This window comes from Rhizobium altiplani (genome assembly GCF_001542405.1).
Classification (GTDB): Bacteria; Pseudomonadota; Alphaproteobacteria; order Rhizobiales; family Rhizobiaceae; genus Rhizobium; species Rhizobium altiplani.
Genome location: NZ_LNCD01000026.1, coordinates 17,792 through 39,722, shown reverse-complemented (window position 1 = coordinate 39,722; position 21,931 = coordinate 17,792). Strand labels below are relative to the sequence as shown.

General features: G+C 59.3%; 26 protein-coding genes and 2 pseudogenes. 12 read left to right on the top strand and 16 right to left on the bottom strand.

The annotated features are described in order from the left end of the window. Positions 1-113: 113 nt before the first annotated feature. Together AS026_RS04890 and AS026_RS04885 are read left to right on the top strand one after the other, a co-directional pair. On the top strand, positions 114-1,799 hold the full coding sequence (locus AS026_RS04890) for a sensor histidine kinase (RefSeq protein ID WP_062368794.1): 1,686 nt from the start codon (positions 114-116) through the stop codon (positions 1,797-1,799). Continuing rightward, positions 1,796-2,158 carry a response regulator gene (locus tag AS026_RS04885; protein ID WP_082728439.1) on the top strand — a complete coding sequence of 121 codons (363 nt, stop codon included), beginning with the start codon at positions 1,796-1,798 and terminating at the stop codon, positions 2,156-2,158. Before AS026_RS04890 ends, AS026_RS04885 begins: the two co-directional genes overlap by 4 nt. A gap of 151 nt (positions 2,159-2,309) precedes the next feature. Here the strand turns inward: AS026_RS04885 and AS026_RS04880 are convergent, their stop codons facing one another. After that, a complete protein-coding gene (locus AS026_RS04880; RefSeq protein WP_425349760.1) occupies positions 2,310-3,038 on the bottom strand; it encodes a Gfo/Idh/MocA family oxidoreductase in 729 nt (242 codons plus the stop codon). 340 nt (positions 3,039-3,378) lie between these two features. Between AS026_RS04880 and AS026_RS04875 the strand changes: the two genes are divergently transcribed. Continuing rightward, entirely contained in the window at positions 3,379-3,582 is a 204-nt protein-coding gene (locus tag AS026_RS04875) for a cold-shock protein (RefSeq protein WP_018859573.1), read from the top strand. A 199-nt stretch (positions 3,583-3,781) separates the two neighbouring features. Here the strand turns inward: AS026_RS04875 and AS026_RS39325 are convergent, their stop codons facing one another. The 6 genes from AS026_RS39325 to AS026_RS39315 all read right to left on the bottom strand — a co-directional run bounded on the left by AS026_RS39325 (position 3,782) and on the right by AS026_RS39315 (position 7,811). Further along, a complete protein-coding gene (locus AS026_RS39325; protein WP_082728438.1) occupies positions 3,782-4,216 on the bottom strand; it encodes a DUF982 domain-containing protein in 435 nt (144 codons plus the stop codon). Positions 4,217-4,311: 95 nt separating this feature from the next. Continuing rightward, positions 4,312-4,569: a hypothetical protein gene (locus AS026_RS04865; RefSeq protein WP_062368792.1), complete on the bottom strand. Its 258-nt coding sequence runs from the start codon at positions 4,567-4,569 to the stop codon at positions 4,312-4,314. A gap of 49 nt (positions 4,570-4,618) precedes the next feature. Next, entirely contained in the window at positions 4,619-6,247 is a 1,629-nt protein-coding gene (gene groL, locus AS026_RS04860; protein WP_062368791.1) for a chaperonin GroEL, read from the bottom strand. Positions 6,248-6,292: 45 nt separating this feature from the next. Continuing rightward, entirely contained in the window at positions 6,293-6,607 is a 315-nt protein-coding gene (gene groES / locus AS026_RS04855) for a co-chaperone GroES (RefSeq protein WP_037136492.1), read from the bottom strand. Positions 6,608-7,108: 501 nt separating this feature from the next. Then, the gene (locus tag AS026_RS44160; RefSeq protein WP_342587548.1) at positions 7,109-7,576 is read right to left on the bottom strand and encodes a hypothetical protein; all 468 of its coding nucleotides are present in this window, start codon (positions 7,574-7,576) and stop codon (positions 7,109-7,111) included. After that, the gene (locus AS026_RS39315) at positions 7,506-7,811 is read right to left on the bottom strand and encodes a DUF982 domain-containing protein (protein ID WP_082728436.1); all 306 of its coding nucleotides are present in this window, start codon (positions 7,809-7,811) and stop codon (positions 7,506-7,508) included. Before AS026_RS39315 ends, AS026_RS44160 begins: the two co-directional genes overlap by 71 nt. 563 nt (positions 7,812-8,374) lie before the next feature. On the opposite strand from AS026_RS39315, the gene AS026_RS04840 reads away from it, so the two are divergent. Beyond that, the gene (locus AS026_RS04840) at positions 8,375-8,740 is read left to right on the top strand and encodes an SPW repeat protein (RefSeq protein ID WP_062368789.1); all 366 of its coding nucleotides are present in this window, start codon (positions 8,375-8,377) and stop codon (positions 8,738-8,740) included. Here AS026_RS04840 and AS026_RS43035 read toward each other — a convergent pair. Together AS026_RS43035 and AS026_RS04835 are read right to left on the bottom strand one after the other, a co-directional pair. Beyond that, entirely contained in the window at positions 8,734-9,141 is a 408-nt protein-coding gene (locus tag AS026_RS43035; protein WP_280950848.1) for a Tn3 family transposase, read from the bottom strand. The two genes, AS026_RS04840 and AS026_RS43035, sit on opposite strands and share 7 nt — an antisense overlap. A gap of 110 nt (positions 9,142-9,251) precedes the next feature. Then, the gene (locus AS026_RS04835) at positions 9,252-9,554 is read right to left on the bottom strand and encodes a DUF982 domain-containing protein (protein WP_425349759.1); all 303 of its coding nucleotides are present in this window, start codon (positions 9,552-9,554) and stop codon (positions 9,252-9,254) included. Positions 9,555-10,388: 834 nt separating this feature from the next. Here AS026_RS04835 and AS026_RS04825 point away from each other — a divergent pair. From AS026_RS04825 to AS026_RS39310, 5 genes and pseudogenes are all read left to right on the top strand, one after another. Then, complete coding sequence (locus tag AS026_RS04825; protein ID WP_062368786.1) at positions 10,389-10,613, top strand: hypothetical protein; 225 nt, start codon at positions 10,389-10,391, stop codon at positions 10,611-10,613. A 660-nt stretch (positions 10,614-11,273) separates the two neighbouring features. Continuing rightward, the gene (locus AS026_RS04820; protein WP_062368785.1) at positions 11,274-11,750 is read left to right on the top strand and encodes an Hsp20 family protein; all 477 of its coding nucleotides are present in this window, start codon (positions 11,274-11,276) and stop codon (positions 11,748-11,750) included. A gap of 70 nt (positions 11,751-11,820) precedes the next feature. Then, on the top strand, positions 11,821-12,120 hold the full coding sequence (locus AS026_RS04815) for a DUF982 domain-containing protein (protein ID WP_062368784.1): 300 nt from the start codon (positions 11,821-11,823) through the stop codon (positions 12,118-12,120). A 9-nt stretch (positions 12,121-12,129) separates the two neighbouring features. Continuing rightward, positions 12,130-12,411, top strand: a complete 282-nt coding sequence (locus AS026_RS04810) for a hypothetical protein (protein ID WP_062368783.1) — start codon at positions 12,130-12,132, stop codon at positions 12,409-12,411. Between the two features lie 44 nt (positions 12,412-12,455). Further along, positions 12,456-13,195, top strand: a pseudogene (locus AS026_RS39310) (alpha/beta hydrolase); the annotation flags it as partial. Positions 13,196-13,353: 158 nt separating this feature from the next. Here the strand turns inward: AS026_RS39310 and AS026_RS04800 are convergent. The 3 genes from AS026_RS04800 to AS026_RS04790 are packed head-to-tail and all read right to left on the bottom strand — an operon-like array spanning position 13,354 to position 15,031. Continuing rightward, entirely contained in the window at positions 13,354-13,767 is a 414-nt protein-coding gene (locus AS026_RS04800) for a DUF2177 family protein (RefSeq protein WP_062368781.1), read from the bottom strand. A gap of 26 nt (positions 13,768-13,793) precedes the next feature. Further along, positions 13,794-14,465, bottom strand: a complete 672-nt coding sequence (locus AS026_RS04795; RefSeq protein ID WP_062368780.1) for a ChrR family anti-sigma-E factor — start codon at positions 14,463-14,465, stop codon at positions 13,794-13,796. Beyond that, positions 14,462-15,031, bottom strand: coding sequence for a sigma-70 family RNA polymerase sigma factor (locus AS026_RS04790; RefSeq protein ID WP_062368779.1), 570 nt, complete (start codon positions 15,029-15,031; stop codon positions 14,462-14,464). The genes AS026_RS04795 and AS026_RS04790 overlap by 4 nt, the downstream gene beginning before the upstream one ends. Before the next feature lie 235 nt (positions 15,032-15,266). Here AS026_RS04790 and AS026_RS04785 point away from each other — a divergent pair, with 235 nt between their 5' ends. Genes AS026_RS04785 through AS026_RS04775 form a run of 3 tightly spaced genes read left to right on the top strand, consistent with a single transcriptional unit; the run spans position 15,267 to position 18,632 of the window. Next, positions 15,267-16,625, top strand: coding sequence for an NAD(P)/FAD-dependent oxidoreductase (locus AS026_RS04785; protein ID WP_062368778.1), 1,359 nt, complete (start codon positions 15,267-15,269; stop codon positions 16,623-16,625). After that, positions 16,622-17,428 (top strand): DUF1365 domain-containing protein, encoded by an 807-nt coding sequence (locus AS026_RS04780; protein ID WP_062368777.1) that lies wholly within the window; start codon positions 16,622-16,624, stop codon positions 17,426-17,428. The genes AS026_RS04785 and AS026_RS04780 overlap by 4 nt, the downstream gene beginning before the upstream one ends. Then, positions 17,415-18,632 carry an SAM-dependent methyltransferase gene (locus AS026_RS04775; protein ID WP_062368776.1) on the top strand — a complete coding sequence of 406 codons (1,218 nt, stop codon included), beginning with the start codon at positions 17,415-17,417 and terminating at the stop codon, positions 18,630-18,632. Before AS026_RS04780 ends, AS026_RS04775 begins: the two co-directional genes overlap by 14 nt. 503 nt (positions 18,633-19,135) lie before the next feature. Here the strand turns inward: AS026_RS04775 and AS026_RS04765 are convergent. The 4 genes and pseudogenes from AS026_RS04765 to AS026_RS44405 all read right to left on the bottom strand — a co-directional run bounded on the left by AS026_RS04765 (position 19,136) and on the right by AS026_RS44405 (position 21,880). Then, positions 19,136-19,342 (bottom strand): hypothetical protein, encoded by a 207-nt coding sequence (locus AS026_RS04765; protein WP_062368774.1) that lies wholly within the window; start codon positions 19,340-19,342, stop codon positions 19,136-19,138. 16 nt (positions 19,343-19,358) lie between these two features. After that, positions 19,359-20,987 carry a chaperonin GroEL gene (gene groL / locus AS026_RS04760; RefSeq protein ID WP_062368773.1) on the bottom strand — a complete coding sequence of 543 codons (1,629 nt, stop codon included), beginning with the start codon at positions 20,985-20,987 and terminating at the stop codon, positions 19,359-19,361. A 48-nt stretch (positions 20,988-21,035) separates the two neighbouring features. Next, positions 21,036-21,349, bottom strand: a pseudogene (gene groES, locus AS026_RS04755) (co-chaperone GroES). Positions 21,350-21,733: 384 nt separating this feature from the next. Continuing rightward, the gene (locus AS026_RS44405) at positions 21,734-21,880 is read right to left on the bottom strand and encodes a hypothetical protein (protein WP_425349758.1); all 147 of its coding nucleotides are present in this window, start codon (positions 21,878-21,880) and stop codon (positions 21,734-21,736) included. Positions 21,881-21,931: the final 51 nt, after the last annotated feature.

Genomic DNA, 21,931 nt, shown 5'->3' with positions numbered 1-21,931 from the left:
ATGATTGCGACGCCAGTTTGTTCCGCCAGATCCGAGCGTTGCGGGCCAAAACCACCGGATAGCCAGGATTTCGCGGCCATGCTACGACCTTAGCTTGGAGTTCTGGGGGATACATGAAGCTGAAGCTTGTAGCGGTCGCAGCGGCGGCCCTCGCTCCTGTTGTCGCGATGCTCGTGTACAACGAGTTCGCGCTTCGTGCGCAGCGAAACGAGGAGGTTAGAGCGAACGCCGCGCAAGCCGCTCGTGAGGCTTCGTCGGAGGTCGAGCGGATCATCGAAGGCGTCCGCGCCATGCTAGTCTCTGTCTCCGCCATGCCCGCCGTTCGTCACCTCGACGCCGCAAGCTGCAGCGAAAGCCTGAAGTCGGTGGCGGAAAACGTTCCGAACGTCAGAACGATCTTCGTCCTCGATCCGAAGGGAAGCCCGATCTGCTGCAGTCAGCCGATAAACGCCGGAACGACGTTCGCAGACCGAGACTATTTCAACGGCGTCATCGATTCTCGGCAGACGGTCGTTGGCACGTACACGATGAGCAGGGTCTCGGATACGGCCGTGTTGCCGATCGCAATGCCGTTGATGGAAGGTGACAATCTAAAGGGGGTCGTGGTCACCGGTGTCCGGCTGGACTGGCTTCAGAACAGGATCACCGAGCGCGGCGTCTCCCCCGGCAATGCCGTGGCGATAGCTGATGGAAAGGGGACGATCCTTGCGCGGGTGCCGTTTCCCGAACGGTTCGTCGGCACCGTCATTCCGGATGAATTCCAGTCGCTCATTCATGCCGACGAGCCTGGCGTAATCGATGTCACGAGCCAAGATGGTACTGAGCGGATCCTCGGATACCGCCCGATCGCTCTGCCGGGTAGCCCGCTTTATGTCAGTGCAGGCTTCTCAAAGAAGGAGGCCTTCGATCAGATTAACCGGTCGACTCTCGCAAGCGGGCTTGGCATTGTCGGGGGAGTGCTGCTTGCGTTCCTCGCCGCGTTTTTGATTGGCAATAGGTTCCTGCTTGCGCCGATCGAACGCATCGCGGCGACAATGGACCGATGGCGCAACGGCGAGACGAAGGCACGAACCGGCATGAGAGGGCCTGACGAGCTGTCCGCAGTCGGGGCGACGCTCGACGGACTGCTGGATGAACTTGACCGTCGCCGGCTTGAAACCGAGCGGGGAGTGGAGGAGCGTGCTCTGTTGATGAGGGAGCTCACGCACCGCGTCAAGAACGGCTTCACGCTCGTGCAGGCGATATCCAGGCAGACGTTCTCGAAGGTCGAACCCGAACGCTATCACTCATTCTCGGAGCGCGTGGCGGCGCTCGCTCGGACCTATGACCTACTGCTGTCCAAGGAGACAACGTCGTCGTCGGTGCGTGAAGTCATTGCGGCCGCAATGGAAGCCCATCTTGACGGTGGTTGCGAGCGAATTCGCGTCGATGGACCGGACGTCGTCCTTCCCGCGGATCTCGCGCTACCGCTGTCGCTCGTGGTCCACGAGTTGGCAACCAACGCCACCAAATACGGAAGCCTCTCCAGCGAGACGGGGAAGGTCTCGATCGTCTGGCGCAAGGAGCGCGAACGTCTGGACCTCACGTGGACCGAGAGCGGCGGTCCCGCTGTCGACGCGCCTGCCCGAAAGGGCTTCGGTTCAGTTCTGATCGAGCGAGCCTTCCCGTCGAAAGCGCGATCAGTCTCCCGGTCGGACTATCTCTCCGAGGGATTGGTCTTCGAACTTTCGTTCGCCGCCGGGGAACTAGAGTCCCTTTCGCAAGTTTCGGCGGACGGGGTAGCGGAGCAGGGCACGTGAGAAACAAGGCGAAGGTACTGATCGTCGAGGACGAGCCGCTCATCATGATGATGACGGTTGACGTCGTCGAGGACGGCGGATTTGAGGCGCTTGAAGCAAGCAATGCCGACGATGCCATTCTCCTCCTCGAAAACACTGATGACATCGTGATTGTCCTGACCGACATCGACATGCCCGGCAGCATGGACGGCTTGGTGTTCGCTGCCGCTGTCCGCGACAGGTGGCCGCCGATCAAGGTTGTGATCGTCTCTGGAAAACGGCAACCTTCGGCGGACCAGATCCCGGCAGGCGGGGTCTTCATTGCGAAGCCATACGACGCCCGCACGATGACCGAGGCCCTGACAAGGATGGTGGCCTGAACGAACAGCCTAGCCACGGTCCGCTGACAGCGAAACGATCATGAAATCGTGTCCTGGTCTCCACCGCGATCGCGGTCATTCTGCTTGCTGCCGGATGAGCTACGCGCTTCCGACAACCAGTTCCCCACCACCCTATCTCTCGGATTTTCCATCAGGTCAGCACGACGCGACGCCCGCTTGTGGCTGCACTTTCGATGGCCTCAATAACGAGATGCACTTCGACCGCGTCCTCGAAGCTTGGCGCGGTACGAGTGCCGTGCTGGAGATCCTCGGCCATTCTGGCGTAAAGACGTGCGACGTTCCCAGCCTCCACGTCCTCCGGCCAGCCGGGGCGGTGTCGGGCAGGAACCTTCAATGCACGGAACTCCGTCTCTCCTTCGCGTGCACCCATGAGGGAAAGCCGCACCATTTGCGTATGACCAGAGGAACCTGAAACCCGTATATCGCCTTCCGTCCCGTGGATTTCCCAAAACAATCCGTCGTCGTCGCGCGGCGCGCCGCCGCGGTAATGTATGGAGATGGGAGCGCCGCTGGCCAAGACCCCGCTTACCAGCACCTGGTCGGGTGCCGATACAGGCAGCATTTCCCCGGTATCGACTGCCGTCGCCGTGGGTCGGCGTGTCGCCATTACAGCAGAGACTTCAGCGAGGTTGCCTACGACATCCCTTAACGCCGCCAGCGTATGCCCGACGGGGATCGTCAGCAGGGTTGCGCCATTGGCGCGATCCAGCAGATATCCGTAGGTCTTCCGGTCGGGAATACTGCCTCCGCCCAGTGCCGAGCCGCCCCGCGCGACCAAAGTGATCGACAGCACCTCGCCGACAAAGCCGTCGGCGATCAGATGTCTCAAATACTCGATCTCCGGCGCGACGCTAGGCATACTCTGATAAGACCGCGGAAGCCACTCCCCCTAGCGCGGGGTCTCCTTAACGCCTTAACGTCCACAAGCTGGATGTCATCCCTGATGACCCTTGCCAGATCATCCTCGCCGTGCACCTCGAATTCGAACCAATCGACGAGTGTCTTGGCTTTTGCTTGTGCTTCGGCACTGTTTGGAGGACGCCTGCTTCGACGCACCATTCCCCGAGAATGCGGTCAAGCGTCTGTTTCCACGCGGCCGTCCTCAAGTGCTAAAAAAGGGGCGTTGGCGATTGATGAGCAGTCTCGCTCACGATAGGTTCGTGTTGCGAACCCGCAGAACCACACGGAAATAGGTTTACATGGCGACTGGAACGGTAAAATTCTTCAACGACGACAAGGGCTTCGGGTTTATCACTCCCGACAACGGCGGCCAGGACGTTTTCGTTCACGTCTCCGCATTGGTACGCGGCAGTTCTCTGCGTGAAGGCGACAAGGTCAGCTATGAGGTCGGACAGGACCGCAAGACCGGCAAATCCAAGGCTGAGAACGTTTCGGTTGTCTAATTGATCGGCCGACGCTCCATGAAGCCCGCGATCGCGCGGGTTTCATGGAGGATAGTTTCGACCGAAGCTCATCCGCTGATTTGCCTTGCTCCCTCGGCCACGTCGGAAACAGGTGGCAAATCATTGGAAGCGCCACCTGTACGGCGGTCGATATCGCAGACATCTTGATTTCGGGCGATGGAGTCGAAGGCCGAGCGGGTTATTGAATTGCCGATGGCGCGCCAATTTGGACTGGTTGTCCGCGACGCTTTGCTTCTTCTACTGCTTCGTCGAGTGCGGTTTCTATAAGGAAGCAAAGCATTCCGCTCCATCCTCCCTGCCGGCCGCGAGCGGCTACTAAAGATGACGGACGGTGCCGGTAGAGATTTCGATCCGCCGCACACAAACGCCGGCGAAACGGCCAGGCACGACGAAAACTCCGGAAATGATGGTGGACCGGTGGAGATTCGAACCGCACGTGATAGGTGCCCGCCGCGGCATCTCGGCAGACCCTGAGTACCGTTTCATAAGAGAGATCGCGCTGCTCCGTCGGCCATTCGTCCAGAAGGTCGAAAGCGTCATCGAGCCCTGTTATTTCCTGCATAAAATACTTTCTCTGAGCGAAAAGGGGTGAGTCAAACAGATCGAGTGCCATGGTTACCTCCTTTCAGGTTTGCTTGATGGTTGTGAACCTCGGCGGCTGGTGGCCTCCAAAAGTGCCAGTTTGAGGCCGCCAGGCGGCCTATCCTTTCATTCTTTGTTATTTGACGACGTGCGCACTCCGGTATCTGTATGCATCAGGTCACCCTGCAAATCGGATGATCGCATGGCGGCTGACAAAAGATCATCGCCTTCGCGCAGCCCGCTGTTGAAGAGCTGCGCCACCAGCACGGTTAACTTTCCGATAGCGACCGGGTCCTTGGAGACTCCCCTTGTCTGGGAGATTTCCTTGACGACACTCGCACACAAGCGCGCCTCCTCCTTTGTTGGGAAAGACGTCGGATTCATTTCTCACTCCGGGAACGGCCCGCCCGACGGGCGGGCCAGGCTGATCCACCTAGAAGTCCATGCCGGCGCCAGCGGGGATCGCCGGAGCGGCTTCCTTTTTGGGTTTTTCGGCGATCATGGCTTCCGTCGTCACCAGCAGGCCGGCAATGGAGGCTGCATCCTGAAGCGCGGTGCGTACGACCTTGGCCGGGTCAATGACGCCCTGTGCGTAGAGATCACCATACTCTCCCGTCTGGGCGTTCCAGCCGTAGGAGAAGTCGGACTTCTCGCGCAACTTGCCGACGATGATCGAACCTTCTGCGCCGGCATTCTCGGCGATCTGACGGACAGGGGCCTCGATCGCACGTCGGACGATGTCGACTCCGACACGCTGGTCCGGGTTTGCCACATCAAGATTGTCGAGCGCCTTAATGGCCCGCAGCAGTGCCACGCCACCGCCTGGCAGAATGCCTTCCTCAACCGCCGCGCGGGTCGCATGCAACGCGTCGTCGACACGGTCCTTCTTTTCCTTGACTTCGACTTCCGTCGAGCCACCGACGCGGATGACGGCAACGCCGCCGGCGAGCTTGGCGAGGCGTTCCTGCAGTTTTTCGCGGTCATAGTCGGAGGTGGTTTCCTCGATCTGCGCACGGATCTGCACAACGCGGCCGTCGATCTCGGCCTTGGAACCGACGCCATCGATGATCGTCGTGTTCTCCTTCTCGATCGCGACCTTCTTTGCCCGGCCAAGCATGTTCAGCGTCACGTTCTCTAGCTTGATGCCGAGGTCTTCGGAAATGACGGTGCCGCCCGTCAGGATAGCGATATCTTCCAGCATAGCCTTACGGCGGTCGCCGAAGCCCGGTGCCTTGACGGCGGCGATCTTCAGGCCACCACGCAACTTGTTGACGACGAGGGTCGCGAGAGCCTCGCCTTCGACGTCCTCAGCGATGATAACAAGCGGTTTGCCCGACTGCACGACGGCTTCAAGGACCGGAAGCATGGACTGGAGGTTGGAAAGCTTCTTCTCGTGGATGAGGATGTAAGGATCCTCGAACTCGACGCGCATCTTCTCGGCATTGGTGACGAAGTAAGGGCTGAGATAGCCGCGGTCGAACTGCATGCCTTCGACGACTTCAAGTTCGGTTTCGCCCGTCTTGGCTTCCTCGACGGTGATGACGCCCTCATTGCCAACCTTTTCCATTGCCTCGGCAAGATAACGACCGATCTCTTCGTCGCCATTGGCCGAAATCGTACCGACTTGGGCGATCTCCGAATTGTTGGAGATCTTGCGCGCGTTGGTCTTCAGTTCCTTGACCACGGCGTCGACGGCAAGGTCGATCCCGCGCTTCAGGTCCATCGGGTTCATCCCCGACGCCACCGCCTTGGCGCCTTCCTTGACGATTGCCTGGGCAAGCACCGTCGCGGTCGTTGTCCCGTCGCCGGCGAGATCGTTGGTCTTTGATGCCACCTCGCGCAGCATCTGGGCGCCCATGTTCTCGAACTTGTCTTCCAGTTCGATTTCCTTGGCGACCGAAACGCCGTCCTTGGTTATGCGCGGTGCGCCGAAGGACTTTTCGATCACGACGTTGCGGCCTTTCGGCCCAAGTGTCACCTTCACAGCATTGGCGAGCACATCGACCCCACGCAGCATGCGTTCACGGGCATCGGTGTGGAACTTGACTTCTTTCACAGCCATTTCTTTAACTCCTTAATAGGCAGCTAATTAATGATGGATTGGCCTTCAGGCGGCTTGCTTCTGCTCTGCCGGGGCTTCGATGATGCCCATGACATCGCTTTCTTTCATGATCAGCAGGTCCTCGCCGTTGATCTTGATCTCGGTGCCGGACCACTTGCCGAACAGGATGCGATCACCGGCCTTGACGTCGAGCGCCTGGATCTGGCCGGCATCGTTGCGCGCGCCGGGTCCGACGGCGATGACCTCGCCTTCCTGCGGTTTTTCCTTGGCGGTATCGGGGATGATGATTCCGCCCTTGGTTTTCTCTTCGGACTCAACCCGGCGGACAAGAATGCGATCATGAAGCGGTCGGAACGACATGTTTTCCTCCGATGGACAAACAATGATGACGTTGTTCCCCTGGCCGGACCGGATGACCAGTCCGGGCGGGTGCAAAACCTCGCTCGAGCGTTTTGCGCGAAATTATCTGGTTTTGCGATTTTTCGATTTCAAGAGGTCAAAACAAAAAATTAGCACTCTTCAGCGGCGGGTGCTAACATGCTGGAAAGAAACAAGAACCCTGGCCTTGGGCATTCAAAAATTCGTTGATGGCGGCAAAAAATTGCGCCACCTTCAGACTGTTACGAAACGGAGACGAAGCATGCGATTGTCATCGGATCTGGAGCGTCAGATCGGATCGCGACCAACCGGCCAGGTTGAATTCAACCGCCGATGCTTCCTCACACCTATGACGGTCATGCGAGCGTGCTAAACTCCGGATGTCGGTGTGGAAAAGAGCCCCGCGTGTTCGGCGGGGCAAGGTCAGGGCTCCTTAAGTGGTCACGCCCCGAAAGCCGTGAGCGAAGCTCAAAACGCGGTAAGCTACGCCTTGGTTCCACGTGCGCGGAGATCGAGGCCGCGCGCGGCATCGACGATGTGCTCCAGGTGCCTAACGTCGCGCACCCCCTGTTGATAAAGCTCGATGGTAATTGCGGCTATGCGATCTGCCTCCTCGGAGCCCGGTTCTATTCCGAAATCCCCGCAGATCGCATTCAAAACTGCCTGGCATTTGCGCAAGTCGTCGGAATTCAGGGGCTCATCGTGGCGACTGAAGTGTTTTCGAGACATCACAACATCCTCCATGAAGAACATCTCTGTTGCCATCGCCCAAAAGGCCCCGCGAGAACAGCGGGGCACGCATTTGGACTTATGAAAGGTCGAGGCGAATGGCCTCTGGCCGAAAGTGCGGTTGCCGGTATTTGTTCCAGCTTTGTCGGATTCAGAAATGTCGGTGAGGGGTTTCTGATAAGCGTTGGCCGCTCGCTCGCCTGCTACCGCCTCGAACCGCAAGGCCTGCCTCCAGGCATGCCGCGAGGAAGAGCTCTTTGCTGACCGCGGGAGGAGTTTGTCGCCCGAGGGCATTTCGGCAGCTCGCTACTGCTGCGTCGTGATACGCACCGTGTACCTTGGGCCATTCGTTTTCAAGAAAGTCCAAGGTGTCGTGGATACTTTGGAACGACTTCTCAGTACCATTCGGAAGCCGAACATTTACGGGACTACTCCAAAGGATATCTGACGTCGGCATTTTTTCCTCCTTTTCCTACCAACGACAAATAACAAAAATTTAGGATTGGAGACGGGCGCGTGCAAGGGCTAGCGGGTGGGCGCTATCAGGCGGTTCAAGACCACCTATACGCCGCGGGGGTCTCGGAGAGCCAGCCCCTCAGCGCAATGCCTCGGACTTCGGCAGGCGATGTGGCTCCGAGGCCGATTACGCCCGCATGCAGATCCGGCTGGTCGACGACTTCAGAAAGGCGGCCACCGCATTCGGCGACAGATCTCCGGAGAGCTTTCGGCTAACGGCTCGAAGGGGCATGGCGCGGCAGCAGAGCGATAGGATCCATGACCAGCTTTCGTATGGAATCAGACAGCCTCTCCTCGCCGCGAGGCGTTCCGATGCACCCGAGCCCCCCGGCAGCCTTGCCGAGATAGGATGTCTATGGATGTTTGGAGCGGTCGGCGGAAGGAGTGGCACATAGTTCAAATCATACACGCGATCTTACAGACTCGATGTCAGCCGCCGTCTTGTCTTGGGAAACCCGCCACACCAGATCTTCTCGCGCCATAGTCAGGTCGAAAGGTCTCAGGATGTGGAAGGTCGAAGAACGGGTTTCTCTTTTAGCAAAACTCAACACGGTGAATGCCGTCGCAGGAGCGGTATTGTTTGTCAGCCCGTGGGTGCTGAGCTACGAAGGGTCTTTGCTCGCATCAATCAACGCATGGATCGGTGGGCTGGCATTGACGGTTCTCGCCGTCGCTGCTGCAACGGACATCTGGCCAAAGCTAAATCTGGCATGTCTGTCGATCGGCGTCTGGATCTTCGCAGCGCCATGGCTCCTGGACTTTTCGAACAACGCTGACCCTGCCACCTCACATCTCGCGGCAGGGGCCATAGCGATTCTTGTCTCCCTTGTATGCTTAGGTGGCAGATGGATCACGAGACCGCATCAATGAAGTTGCCGCCGCAAGTCAACGGCTCGAACCGTCGGTATAGGAATTCGGCGGTGGTTGCCTGAGCGCAATTGAACACCGCCGCAGCTTGGGTATGAGGAGGTCAACGAACAAAATAGGCAAGTGATCGACATGATTAGGGTTATGATAGCCAGGGACGTGCAAGGAGCTGAAAGCTCGCAATTTGACCTGGACCCAATCCGCGTATCGCTATACCGGCTCGCGTTGGGCGCAGCCGGACAGCGCCGACGCAACGACGGTTTTGTATTCCATGCGATTATCAACCTGGTGGGCTCAATGCGGCCGAGTTCGCCCAGCGCTTCGGCAAGGGGGCTGGATTTCGATAAGCTGACGACCAGGATCGTCGATAGCGCAACGGTGCGCCTCGTGATCGCGGTGGCCAGCCACAGGAGATCAAGGCAGCGTAAACATAATGCAGCCGAATTGCCTAAGGTGCCCCGCGCAGCGAACGTTCGAAGGTTGAGGCACGAAGAGGTGCCCCAACCCAGCCATTCTAGGCAAGCGAGTGTTGACCGCCAACGCCGGTCTTTGTCCCGAGCGGTCCATCTGCGCCCGTTGACAATCCCGCATCGCGGCAGGCGTCAATGAACGCTTCGCGCGCGAGGGTGACTGGCGTCATTCGGTTTAGAGCACGGCGGCACGTTTGAACCGCCCGATTGTAATTTCGGCCTCGATATATGGCCCAATCCCCTTCCAGAAAGTCGAGCGCGTCGTTGACAGAAGCGAAGACCTGGGAGCCCCCATCCTCTATGCGGACGGCGACGGGCGTCATCCAAACCAATTCCGGGGGAAGCATGATGTCCTCCTTTCGCATTCAAACCGGATGAAAAGAAGTAGGGAAAATATCGGAGCCGACAGAGTGAATTTCAAGACCTCAAACCTGCCACATCGTCGACGCCGACTGACCATCCGAGCGAACAGATCGTCACCTCATCCCTTCCATACACAATGACAGCGGAGGCGCGGGGGTGTCCTTTCACCGCCTCGACGATCTCCCCCAGAACTGTGTCGGACGCGACAACTCACGCCGGCGACCCGCTAAGCTAATTGGGCGCGTAGGTAGATGGGCTCAAAGCTGATTGACAGCTCAGCGGCCATGTAGCACTCGGGAGTGCCGTATTGGAAGGTTGCCGCTTGCGCACCTGGCAGAGGCAATCAGGATCGCGCGACGCCGAGTCGCAGCCGATGCTAAGTTCTCCGAAGCCCGAGGTGGCCGGCGCTCATTCGAGAATCTTGGGGACCAGGAAGAAGTTGCGTTCGCTCACGTGGCTACCGTCCCGGCTGAGAAGCGAGGCCTCCTGGAGTGACTACGGCCTATGGCCGAACACCAAGTTTGCCGCCTTCGCTTCGATTAGCCCCGCCGCGTTCAACATTCCGATGCTCGACCGGAATAAGGGTGAGAAATCGAGGTTCGTCCTCATAGCCATATCCTACTTATAGGCAACATGGATACGAGGCGACGGCGGCCGGCGTCTCCTGGACTTGTGTCGATCCCATCGAAAAATCAACTAATATTAAAATAATTCAGTGAGTTAATGTTTCAAGGAGAGTGGATTTTCTCGGTGAAAAAATTGAATTTTTTTGAGGCGCCACCATATTTGGGCCGAGGTAGAGGGAGGAGGAACTGGCTATGACAATGACTTCGGACGACGTCATTGCCGTCCTTGGACCTGTCGACGAAACGCTGGTGGCCGAGATCATCGCGACAGGCGCTACGCAGGCTGAACTTGCCGAGGCATTTGCGTGGGCCAGCAATGACGAAGCCTTGTTGGGTGAAGGCCGGCGTCTGGCGACGGGGAGGGTTGCTGTGCTCGTTGATCTGCTGTCCGCCGACGAGGAAGAGCAGGATGAATAGCGTTTACTGGCCACTGCCCCCGGCGTGATCGACCCGTCCTGTCATATGGCCTTTGCGATCGATCAACAGCCTGATGGCCAGCGGAGAATAGAGATCGTAAATATTGGCTATGGTTGCTAGATGAATGGCGGGCGGCCAATTCTCGAATATATCCGAACCCACGCGTCGTCGATTAGGGCACTCCGCTCGAGGAGGAAACAACGACGTCGTAATCTGATACGGACAAATCCCGCCGGTCTGGGTTTTGCTGGGGTGTACGATAGTGAACAGTCGCCATCGTGGAGGATTTCGATCGCTGCGGCATCGGAGCACCAGAGATGGCCTGACGACTGGATCGCTGAATGTGCCGTTGAAGAGCAACGGTGTCGTTCTGTGCCTGTGATTGTCGGGTTTGAATTCCGTGGTGGGGCCGACGGCGGCAATCTGCGTCCGCCTTATGTGAAGGCTTGCGCGATATACAGAATATAGCTCCAAGCTATGAGCTCGATTGTATGGTTCGCCAGGATTGAAACACGCTAATTTTTCTCAAGCGCAGCTCTTGAATCCGAAATTCTCAAAAACCAAATCGATATCCGCCAGCCGCTGAGGATAGGGCTGGCCTTGCTGGAAGCGCTATCTTTCGGCGCTTCGTACCCATGTTGCTTCAAGGAGGATATGGCTATGGCAACATCCTACGACTATGCACCGCTGTTCCGATCCAGCGTCGGTTTCGATCGGGTCTTCAATCTTCTCGAAAATGCTCAGCGCGCCCGCTCGATCAACGACTGGCCGCCCTATGACATTGTCAAGACTGGCGATGACAGCTATCGGATCTCAATAGCGGTGGCAGGTTTCGCCCAGGACGATCTCGACATAACATTCCAGTCCAACCTTCTGACCGTGACCGGCAAGAAGCAGGAGGCGGCTGCCGAAGCCTACCTTCATCGCGGCATAGCCGGCCGGCCGTTCGAACACCGGTTCGAGCTGGCCGACCATGTCAGGGTGGACGGAGCGGATCTCAAGAACGGTCTGCTGTCCGTGGATCTCGTTCGTGAGATCCCGGAGGAAATGAAGCCGCGAAAAGTCGCCATCGAGACCGCTTCAGGTGTTGAGCCGTCGGCCTCTCCCGCGCAGATCGAAGCGCAAAAGGCGGCTTAAGCAGAACCCATCAAGGAGGGCGTCGCTGCGGCGGCGCCCGTCAACATCGCGGGTTGGGAAGGAGAGCGTAATGAAACCCGATATGTTCAAAGAGCCTGTTTCTATTCTGGTCGGCCTGGGCTTTCCGGCCGAAGTTCGCAGCGCGATGGATGCCTACAGGCATCTCGTCGAGTGGCCGGAGGCGTTCAGAGATAACGCGCACTCCGTTGCGCTTAAGGCCTGCGGAGCTGCGCTGCGCGGTGAAATCGAAGCGGAGACCGCTCGCGGCCTGTTTGCCGCCTTTGCTGAAAAGCACGATCTGCTGGCGCCGGAAACCAACGTCCTCGTTGCGTCTCGCCTGCGCCGGGACAGGGATCCGCACATACGCTGAGGTAAACCGATGATGAACAAGATGTTGGAACTGGCTGCCAGCAATGCCATGGCGATCGGGCCAACAGTTCTAGCACCCCAAGGGTTGCTGTTTCGACGGCCAATCGATGTGGTAAGGGCGCCAGCACTTTCTGTCGACGATAAGCGAACGATCCTCGCGGCATGGGCTTCGGACTTTTACGCGATCGATTCGAAACCGTCCCTCCGTCATGTTCCAGGAACACCGGAGCCAGTTTCGATCGATGAGGTTCAGTCTGCCCTCAGAGAACTCGATAGGCGCTACGATACCTGAGAGATCAGACTCTCCAAGCCCCGACGGTTGATGGCTTCCAGATAACCGATGCCGCCTCGATCCTCTTCATCTAGCCCTCGAGGGAACGCGTCCTCGACTACCTATATGACAAGGAGAGCGCCAACTATTGCGTAGGGCTTTGGAGGATCTGATACTCCGGGCTGTCATAAGTCCTGACGTCCCGATGTGACAATCCTCGCTCGGTCCTGGGGGCCTGGCCTTCCGCGGAGGCGTTGCGCGGCGTCGCTATGCGAGAGAAATCGATTCCGGCGAAGGTGAGGAACGTCTCGCTTGCATCGCCGGACGTCGATAGCGACGTATTCCGCCGTCAGTTCACCGAAATGGGACCGAAGCGGCCGTATTTTGCTATGTCGACATCGAAACACGACACGGCGCTGGAATTCTCTGGCTGGCTTTCGGCCGGAACGAACGCCTTGATGGGTCCGATCTCAGACATTGCGTACCTCTTTTCGACGGACTGGGCGTTTCTGTCATCGACACGAGCGCGATCGCGACGGACGACCCGCTCGGCCACAACGCCTTCGTCGACAGCCCGGAGATCGTGCGCCTGCTCGGGCGCCGGCTGGCCGGACAGAGCCTTGATGGCGGAAAGGCAAGCGCGGCAGACCAGATTGACTTCACTGCCGCGAACCTTGCAGGTTCGGCTGCGCATCTCGCGGTGGCCGCACCAGTCGCCGTCATCAGCCCGGAGGAGCGAGACATTCTCCAGGAGGAGCTTTCCTACGACGGAGCGACAATCAAAAATGGGCAGATCAAATACTGAACCGTAGCCCCCAAACGGCAAGGAATTCGCAGGAACGCAAGATGGAAGCAGCCGACACCGCAAGACCTCGCTGACGTTGCGCAGTGCCCGCGCGTAACCGCAAACGTTATTCCTTTTCGCGCTGTTGGTCTCGATAGGCTCGCCGGCCCTGGACTTGGTCAGGGTCGCCATGGCAGGAAGCCATGCATGGTCACCAGATAGCCGGCGGTGGCGGAGCTAGCTGTGATGACCATCCCCCAGCTCATGTCAACGAGACTAACTCCCAGCGACCATCCCTTCAGCGTCGCGAGATTTGTCATGTCGTAGGTGCCAAAGGCGACGAGGCCGAGGATGGCGCCGGAGACGAGTGCGGTGCTCCAGCTCTCGGCGTTCAGGGCCGGAACAACGGCAAAATACACGATGCCTGCCACGTAGATCAGATAAAAGGCCGCGGCAGCGGCAAAATTCGGCTGCGCCAGCAGAAGCTCGCCGATACGGCTGCGATAGAATGCCGGCGAGATACGCGTCAGCCAAAGTACGTCGAGGCCGAGAAAGACAAGCGCTGTTGCAATGTAGCAGATCAGGTTCATCATTCCGTTGTGCGTCCTCCAAGCTTCGATCATATGCCGAGTAGCGGCTGGACCAATCGTACAAGCCAGCTTCTGAACTTCAGTGGTGCGTCAGTAACGGCCAGGCAGATGCAATCTTCATCAGCGGTTGCTACGGGCTGGTGCAGTACGCTGGCATCGGCCTCCTCAAGGTCGCCGCGCGCGAACAGTTCCTCGCCGTCGTGGAAGCTGCCACTAAGGACAAGCGTGAGTTCGCGGCCGCCGTGGCCGTGCTCCGGCACTGGCTTGCCGGCCGGTATCCGCAGGAGCCGAGCCATCGTCGTTCCGTCCTCGGTCGCGATAGGAATGTGGTAGGCACCGCGCCCGAGAGATTTCCACTTGAGATTTTTGACATCATCCCCGACATAGGACCGAAGCGGCTCAGGCAGGACCGGTGACGCGAGGCGGCTCAGCGCAGTCGGACCTGCTCCCGAAGCAGCGGGCAGGACCGGCGCACGCACCTCAAGGATGCGCTGCCGCAACCGGTTGAAGGACGTCACCACCGGTTCCGGGGTAATCTCCTCGAGCAACTGCCCCGCAACCTCCTCCATCAGCGAAAGCCGCTTGCGGCAATCAGGGCAGAGCGCCAGATGCGTTGCGACGGCGAGCCGCCAGCCGTCCTCAAGCGTGCCGGCAGCGTAGTCAATCAGCAGTTCGTCGCTGACATGGTGACGGATTGTCATTGTCCGTCCTCCAGTGCGGCGCGCAGCTTGAAGAAGGCGAGCCGGATACGGGATTTTACCGTGCCGAGCGGCAGATTAAGCCTTTCGGCGATCGAGGTATGCGAACAATCGTTGAAAAAGGAAAGACGAAGCAGCTCGAGTTGCTCCTGCGGTAGCACCGCCATGGCACTGCGCAGCCGCTCGGCCTCCTGCCGTTCCTCGACGACGGCATCCGCCGGCGGGCTCTCGTCCGGGACGAAAGCGGGATCGTTCGGATCGAAATTCAGTCGACGGCTCTTGCGGTAGGCATCGATCCGCAGGTTGCGGGCGATGGTGAAGATCCAATTCGAGACGTTTCCTCGACCCGGCTCGAACTGAGCGGCCTTGTTCCAGACTGCAATCATGGTTTCCTGCATCAGTTCCTCGGCAATGCCGCTGTCTCGGGCCAGGTGGGCCATGTAAGCCTTCACCCGCGGGCCATAGTGGCGAAAGAGGACCTCAAAGGCCTCCATGTCCCGATCGCGTGCTACTGCTTCGAGCAGCGCGCGGGCTTCTTCCGTTGTCAGGTCCCTAGGGGTCTCGCTCATACGTCCACGCTTCATGTTGACCACAAGCCCTGGAGCACAACAACGCCAGGGCCGGGGGATCGGTGTTTCGGGGCACGCGGGCGCCGGTATGGAGATTGCGATCGTCATGCAGGACGGTACGGCGTCAACTTTGTGCCGGATCACCATTGTTCAAAAATCTGCGCCGGTATCAATCCGGTTATACGTTTCCTTCGTATCCCCAAGCGAACCTGTTGCTGGATGGAGGGGGAATGTCATGCGCGATGACCGCGATCTCGGCGAAGTTCCACGCCAACGACGCGTGGCCGTGATCGGTGCCGGAATATCCGGAATGTCCGCTGCCTGGCTCATGGGTCGCACCATGGAGGTCGTGCTCTATGAGGCGTCGGGCAGGCCTGGCGGTCACGCGAACACGGTATCTGCGCCTTCACGATGCGGCCCGGTCGCGGTCGATACCGGGTTCATTGTCTACAACGACCGCAACTATCCGAACCTCGTCGCCTTATTCAAACATCTGCATGTGCCTACCCAGGCCTCGGACATGTCGTTTGCAGCATCGCTCGATGGCGGCGCGTTCGAATACTCAGGTTCCGGGATCGGTGGCCTGCTCGGCCAACCCGGTAACGTTTTGCGGCCGCGCTTCTGGCGCATGTTGTCCGACACGCTGCGCTTTTACCAAGAGGCGCCGGCTGTGCTCGATCGCGCGGATCTGGCGTCGAAGTCACTAGGTCAGTACCTCGACGAAAACTACTACAGTTCAGCCTTCGTCACCGATCACCTGCTGCCAATGGGGGCGGCGATCTGGTCGACGACGGCGAGAAGGATACGCGACTATCCCCTCCATGCGTTCATCCGCTTCTTCGAAAGCCACGGTTTGCTAGCCCTTTCCAACCGACCTCGCTGGCGCACAGTGACCGGGGGCAGCCGCGAATATGTCAAGCGGCTGATTGCGGACTTCACCGGCGAGATCCGCTTGAACAGCGCCGTCCGCGCGGTCCGGCGCGTCGTGGGCGGTGTGTCAGTCACCGACTGGCGCGGCAACCGCGATATATTCACCGACGTCGTGATCGCAACCCATGCCGATCGCGCCCTTGCCATGCTCGCCGATCCCGATGAGCGGGAACGAGGCCTGCTGGGAGCGATCGGCTATTCGGACAACACCGCCGTCTTGCACACCGACGAGCGGCTGATGCCGAGGCGCCAAAGAGTCTGGTCGAGCTGGAACTACATCGGTGAGCCCGAACGGGACGGCGAACGTCCGCTCTGCGTTACCTACTGGATGAACCGGCTTCAGGGCATCGATCCGGCCATGCCCCTGTTCGTCACTCTCAATCCCCACCGCGAAATCCCCGAGGAACGGATCATCGCCGAGGTCGACTACAACCATCCCCTGTTCGACCCGGCGGCGCTTGTTGCGCAGAAGGAGCTCTGGCGCCTGCAAGGGCGCCGTGGCGTATGGTTCTGCGGCGCCCATTTCGGCAGCGGCTTCCATGAGGACGGCCTGCAATCCGGGCTTTCGGTCGCCGAGGCGATCTGCGACCAGCCTCGACCCTGGGCCGTCGAAGGCGCGTCCGGCCGCGTTCCTTCCACCGCCAGCCTTGCGACGGCGCAATGACAAGCGGTTCTGCCCTCTATGTCGGTGAAGTCATACATGCGCGACATCGCCCGTGCCGGCACCGGCTGCGCTATCGCGTGTTTTCCATGCTGCTGGATCTCGACGAGCTGCCTGCGTTGGATCACAGGCTGAGGCTGTTCGGGCATAATCGATGGGGACTGTATTCCTTCCAGGAAGCCGACCATGGGGAAGGTATGTCCGGCGGACTGCGCGCCTGGGTCGAGCGCCAGCTCATCGACGCCGGCGTCACTGTCGACGGCATCCGCATCCGCCTGCTCTGCTATCCGCGCATCTTTGGCTATGTGTTCAATCCGTTGACGGTCTATTTCTGCAGTGGGCCGGACGGTGCGGTGCGGGCCGTCCTCTACGAGGTCTGCAACACCTTCCTGGAGCGACATACATATGTGATCCCGGTCGCAACCGACTTTGGCGCCATTCGGCAGTCCTGCGCCAAGGAACTGTACGTCTCCCCCTTTGTGCCGATGGATTGTCGCTATGAATTCCGGATAGCGCCGCCGGACAAGCGCGTGGTGATTGCGATCAATGAGTGCGACGATGAGGGACCGCTACTCGTTGCAACCTTCTCCGGGAAGCGGATCGAAATATCCGATCGCCGGCTACTTTCCATGCTTTTCAAGTATCCGCTGATGACACTGAAGGTCATGGGCGGCATTCATTGGGAGGCGTTGCGGCTTTGGATGAAAGGTGTTCCTGCCCAACGGCATCGACCCGCCGGCATTCCCGTCGCCACCACAATAGTTTCCCACCATCCATCGGAAGAGCCACCGAATGAGCCAGGCTGAACAAGACGCCCCGGCTTTCCTGGCACCGCGCCGGTCGCTCTGGAAGCAGCTTGTGTGCCGCTGGGCCGACCGCATCGAGCGCGGGCGTATTCTGATACAGTTTCCCTGCGGCGGGGAGTGCGTGGCGGTTGGCGAGACGGCCGGCCCCTCCGCCGCCATCCGGTTCAACAATGCGCGACCGTTTTGGCTTTTGTTAACAGGCGGCAGCCTTGGTTTCTCGCGCGCCTATCTGCACGGCGACTGGGATTCGCCGGATCTGGGTGCGGTCATGGAACTGGCGATCGCCAATGAACTGGCGTTGCGGCCGGTCCTTGCGTCCACGCCCCTGATCGGCATGCTTGCCTATCTTCGGCATCGACTTCGGCGCAACTCCCGCGCGGGCAGCCGTCGCAACATCGCCTCCCACTACGATCTCGGCAACGCGTTCTACGGCGCCTGGCTCGACGAGACGATGACCTATTCGGCCGGGCTCTTCGAGCATGAGGCGCAGCCTCTGCACGAGGCCCAACGGGCGAAGTACGACCGGGTCCTGAAGGCGCTTCAAATCGGTCCGGAGGACCGCGTGCTCGAGATCGGCTGCGGCTGGGGCGGGTTCATGGAACATTCGGTGTCGCGCACCGGATGCCTTATTACCGGACTGACGCTATCAGAGGAGCAGGCGCAGTACGCGCGGGGGCGACTGAAGGCCGCGGGTCTTTCCAACCGCACGGAGGTGCGCCTGCAGGACTATCGCGATTGCGAGGGACACTTCACCAAGGTCGTTTCGATCGAGATGTTCGAAGCGGTCGGCGAGGAGAACTGGCGGCTCTACTTCGATCGCCTACGCCAATTGCTGGCGCCGGGCGGCCAAGCGGTGATCCAGGTCATCACCATCGATGAGACGCGCTTCGAGCACTACCGGCGCAATGCCGATTTCATCCAGACCTACGTCTTCCCCGGCGGCATGCTACCGTCAGCGACGATCTTCAGGGAACGGGCTGTCGCGTCCGGTCTGACGGTTATCGATTCATTCTCCTTCGGTCGCGACTACGAGAAGACGCTTTTGTACTGGGAGCGCGCATTCGTCGAGAACTGGAGCGTGATACGGCCGCTCGGCTTCGACGAACGCTTCTTTCGGATGTGGCGGTTCTACCTGCACTATTGTGCGGCAGGGTTTCGTACCGGCAGGCTCGGGGTGTATCAGTTCCGCCTGGGAAGGTCGTGACGTCACGCGTCGTTGCGCAGCACGCGCCGGATGAGCGCGAAGCGCAGGCGCTGAGGCACACATCATAAGACGCGAGGACATCTCCAACTGTAGAATTAGACGGGCAGCCTATCTCTTCAAGAGAAGCGCTACCATCCTTTACCTCCCCATGTGTGAATGCTTATTCGGCCTTTTTGACAGCGCGGGAGCAACGGAAAGCGATAGCCAGACATTCCAGCCATCCGCCCGGTTCTTCGCCCCGATGTAGCCGCGTCGTCTCCCTGTTGGTGCCAATCGCTCCGAAGCCCCACTTGACGGAAAGAAGGTTCAAAATCCTCTGCGGTATCGGCTTTGTCGCGACATCAAATAGCTCGCGGTAGTCAATTGGCATGCACGACGCCATCAAGGCATCGGTGAAGACGTGGCCCTCGGCTTCTGTTCATTTCAACCTCGCAGAAATCTTGAGCGGCTTCGAAATCTCTAGGAGGGAGCGCCCGGCAGGTCATTCGCCGGGCGCTCCCCACTCAGGTGGCTTCACCCCTCATGGCCGCCACCAATTCCTCACTCTTTCGCATTCCCTGGCTGAAGAGATGGGCGACGGCGTGCATGATCTTGCCCACCGCTGCTCCATCCTTTTCGCATCCGCGCTCGCGAGAGATCGTCTTGACGACATCGACGCAAACTCGGATTTCCTCCTTCGTCAGATGACTGCAAGCCAATTCAACCAGCATGGCCGGGAAGGGCAGCTCAGAAGTCCATTCCGGCGCCCGCAGGCATTACCGGAGCGGCCTCCTTCTTCGGCTTTTCGGCAATCATAGCTTCGGTCGTGATGAGCAGGCCTGCAATAGACGAAGCGTCCTGGAGCGCTGCGCGCACTACCTTGGCCGGATCGATAACGCCTTGGCGATATAGATCGCCGTACTCGTTCGTCTGAGCGTTCCAACCGAAGGAAAAGTCTGTCTTCTCACGGAGTTTGCCGACGATGATCGACCCCTCGGCGCCAGCATTTTCCGCAATCTGCCGCACAGGAGCTTCGATGGCCCGACGAATGATGTCCACGCCGACCCGCTGGTCGTTGTTGGCAGTCCCGATGGAATCGAGTGCTTTCACGGCCCGCAGGAGAGCCACGCCGCCGCCTGGAAGAATGCCTTCCTCGACCGCTGCGCGCGTCGCATGGAGGGCGTCGTCGACGCGGTCCTTCTTTTCTTTAACCTCGACCTCGGTCGAGCCGCCGACGCGGATAACGGCAACGCCGCCTGCGAGCTTGGCTAGTCGCTCCTGCAGCTTCTCGCGGTCGTAGTCGGAGGTTGTCTCCTCGATCTGTGCCTTGATCTGCGCAATCCGCCCATCGATCTCGGCCTTGGAGCCGACGCCGTCGATGATGGTGGTGTTTTCCTTTTCGATCTCAACCTTCTTCGCGCGACCGAGCATGTTGAGGGTGACGTTCTCCAGCTTGATGCCGAGGTCTTCCGACACGACGGTGCCACCCGTCAGGATCGCGATGTCTTCGAGCATTGCCTTGCGACGGTCGCCGAAACCAGGAGCCTTGACGGCAGCAATCTTCAAGCCGCCACGGAGCTTGTTGACGACGAGCGTGGCAAGAGCTTCGCCTTCGACGTCTTCGGCGATCACCAGCAACGGCTTGCTGGACTGAACGACGGTTTCGAGAACTGGAAGGAGCGACTGCAGGTTCGAGAGTTTTTTCTCGTGGATGAGGATGTAGGGATCCTCGAACTCCACCCGCATCTTTTCCGGATTGGTGACAAAGTAGGGGCTGAGATAGCCGCGGTCAAACTGCATGCCTTCGACGACCTCAAGTTCGGTTTCGGCGGTCTTGGCTTCCTCGACGGTAATGACGCCTTCGTTTCCGACCTTTTCCATCGCCTCCGCAAGGAACCGGCCGACTTCGCTGTCGCCGTTGGCCGAGATCGTGCCGACTTGAGCAATCTCGGAATTGTTGGAAATCTTGCGAGCGTTGGTCCTCAGTTCCTTGACGACGGCGTCGACGGCGAGGTCGATACCTCGTTTCAGATCCATCGGGTTCATGCCAGAGGCGACAGCCTTGGCGCCTTCCCGAACGATAGCCTGTGCGAGAACCGTTGCAGTGGTCGTTCCGTCTCCTGCCAGGTCGCTAGTCTTGGATGCAACCTCACGCAGCATCTGCGCTCCCATGTTCTCGAACTTGTCCTCGAGCTCGATTTCCTTGGCGACGGATACACCATCCTTGGTGATGCGAGGTGCACCAAAGGACTTGGCGATCACGACGTTCCGCCCCTTGGGACCGAGGGTGACCTTCACGGCGTCCGCCAGAATGTCGACGCCGCGCAGCATCCGCTCGCGCGCGTCCGTGCTGAATTTGACTTCCTTTGCAGCCATTTTTGTAACTCCTTCGATAGGCAGCTATTTGGGTGACTGAGCAGCGACTTAGGCCGCCTGCTTTTGCTCGCTCTGACCGTCGATGATACCAAGCACGTCGCTTTCCCTCATGATCAAAAGGTCGTCGCCGTTGATCTTGATCTCGGTCCCGGACCACTTGCCGAACAGGATCCGGTCGCCAGCTTTCACGTCGAGAGCCTGGATCTGGCCAGCCTCGTTGCGTGCGCCCGATCCTACGGCGACGACTTCACCTTCCTGGGGCTTTTCCTTGGCGGTATCGGGGATGATGATGCCCCTTTGGTCTTCTCCTCGGACTCGACCCGACGAACCAGGACACGGTCATGCAGTGGGCGGAACGACATTGTTTTCCTCCATGGACAAACGATGATATTTGAATCCCCAAGCCGAACCGGATGACCAGTCCGTGCTCGGGTGAGAGGCCTCCTCGAGCGCCTCATCCGGAAATTTATTTTGAGAGTTTCCGGGTTTCAAGATGGCCAAAAAAACTTTTGGCACTCTTCGCGATAGAGTGCCAGCGCACCCTTTGGTTTTCCTCCTGGGTGTGCGTGGCAGACCTCAGGCGGGGCTGCGCGCATTCACGCAAAAGGAGTAAAAGAATGGTCATGGAGAGCGACATCTCGAAGAGCGCAAGGGAATGCGCGCTGGTCTGCGCAGTCCAGGAAACGATGGTCGAAGGCAAGCTAAATTCGCAACTTTTGCTAAAAACATGGCGGAACCGATCTTCATCAAGGCCGACTGAGATGCTCGGCGCATCTAGTCGAGCCTGACGACCTGCCTGAAAGGCACGGTCGCGAGGACTTCCCTTGTTCGTCCGCAATTTCGAACCGAGTACCGTCGATGCGCTCATCACGCATCACGCGCTCGGCCAGCATTTCGCGAGCTGTATTCTCGGCTTCGTCAACCGCGAGGTCTATTGACCCGAA

Coding starts and splice junctions, on each gene's coding strand:
- AS026_RS04765 (WP_062368774.1), bottom strand. CDS start 19,342: ATGCTGGTTGAATTGGCTTGCAGTCATCTGACGAAGGAGGAAATCCGA.
- AS026_RS04790 (WP_062368779.1), bottom strand. CDS start 15,031: ATGAGCGAGACCCCTAGGGACCTGACAACGGAAGAAGCCCGCGCGCTG.
- AS026_RS04865 (WP_062368792.1), bottom strand. CDS start 4,569: ATGAATCCGACGTCTTTCCCAACAAAGGAGGAGGCGCGCTTGTGTGCG.
- AS026_RS04785 (WP_062368778.1), top strand. CDS start 15,267: ATGCGCGATGACCGCGATCTCGGCGAAGTTCCACGCCAACGACGCGTG.
- AS026_RS04880 (WP_425349760.1), bottom strand. CDS start 3,038: ATGCCTAGCGTCGCGCCGGAGATCGAGTATTTGAGACATCTGATCGCC.
- AS026_RS04800 (WP_062368781.1), bottom strand. CDS start 13,767: ATGATGAACCTGATCTGCTACATTGCAACAGCGCTTGTCTTTCTCGGC.
- AS026_RS39315 (WP_082728436.1), bottom strand. CDS start 7,811: ATGCCGACGTCAGATATCCTTTGGAGTAGTCCCGTAAATGTTCGGCTT.
- AS026_RS04890 (WP_062368794.1), top strand. CDS start 114: ATGAAGCTGAAGCTTGTAGCGGTCGCAGCGGCGGCCCTCGCTCCTGTT.
- groES (WP_037136492.1), bottom strand. CDS start 6,607: ATGTCGTTCCGACCGCTTCATGATCGCATTCTTGTCCGCCGGGTTGAG.
- AS026_RS04840 (WP_062368789.1), top strand. CDS start 8,375: ATGTGGAAGGTCGAAGAACGGGTTTCTCTTTTAGCAAAACTCAACACG.
- groL (WP_062368791.1), bottom strand. CDS start 6,247: ATGGCTGTGAAAGAAGTCAAGTTCCACACCGATGCCCGTGAACGCATG.
- groL (WP_062368773.1), bottom strand. CDS start 20,987: ATGGCTGCAAAGGAAGTCAAATTCAGCACGGACGCGCGCGAGCGGATG.
- AS026_RS04775 (WP_062368776.1), top strand. CDS start 17,415: ATGAGCCAGGCTGAACAAGACGCCCCGGCTTTCCTGGCACCGCGCCGG.
- AS026_RS04810 (WP_062368783.1), top strand. CDS start 12,130: ATGATGAACAAGATGTTGGAACTGGCTGCCAGCAATGCCATGGCGATC.
- AS026_RS04780 (WP_062368777.1), top strand. CDS start 16,622: ATGACAAGCGGTTCTGCCCTCTATGTCGGTGAAGTCATACATGCGCGA.
- AS026_RS04825 (WP_062368786.1), top strand. CDS start 10,389: ATGACAATGACTTCGGACGACGTCATTGCCGTCCTTGGACCTGTCGAC.
- AS026_RS39325 (WP_082728438.1), bottom strand. CDS start 4,216: ATGGCACTCGATCTGTTTGACTCACCCCTTTTCGCTCAGAGAAAGTAT.
- AS026_RS04795 (WP_062368780.1), bottom strand. CDS start 14,465: ATGACAATCCGTCACCATGTCAGCGACGAACTGCTGATTGACTACGCT.
- AS026_RS04835 (WP_425349759.1), bottom strand. CDS start 9,554: ATGCTTCCCCCGGAATTGGTTTGGATGACGCCCGTCGCCGTCCGCATA.
- AS026_RS04815 (WP_062368784.1), top strand. CDS start 11,821: ATGAAACCCGATATGTTCAAAGAGCCTGTTTCTATTCTGGTCGGCCTG.
- AS026_RS04875 (WP_018859573.1), top strand. CDS start 3,379: ATGGCGACTGGAACGGTAAAATTCTTCAACGACGACAAGGGCTTCGGG.
- AS026_RS44405 (WP_425349758.1), bottom strand. CDS start 21,880: ATGCTGGCCGAGCGCGTGATGCGTGATGAGCGCATCGACGGTACTCGG.
- AS026_RS04820 (WP_062368785.1), top strand. CDS start 11,274: ATGGCAACATCCTACGACTATGCACCGCTGTTCCGATCCAGCGTCGGT.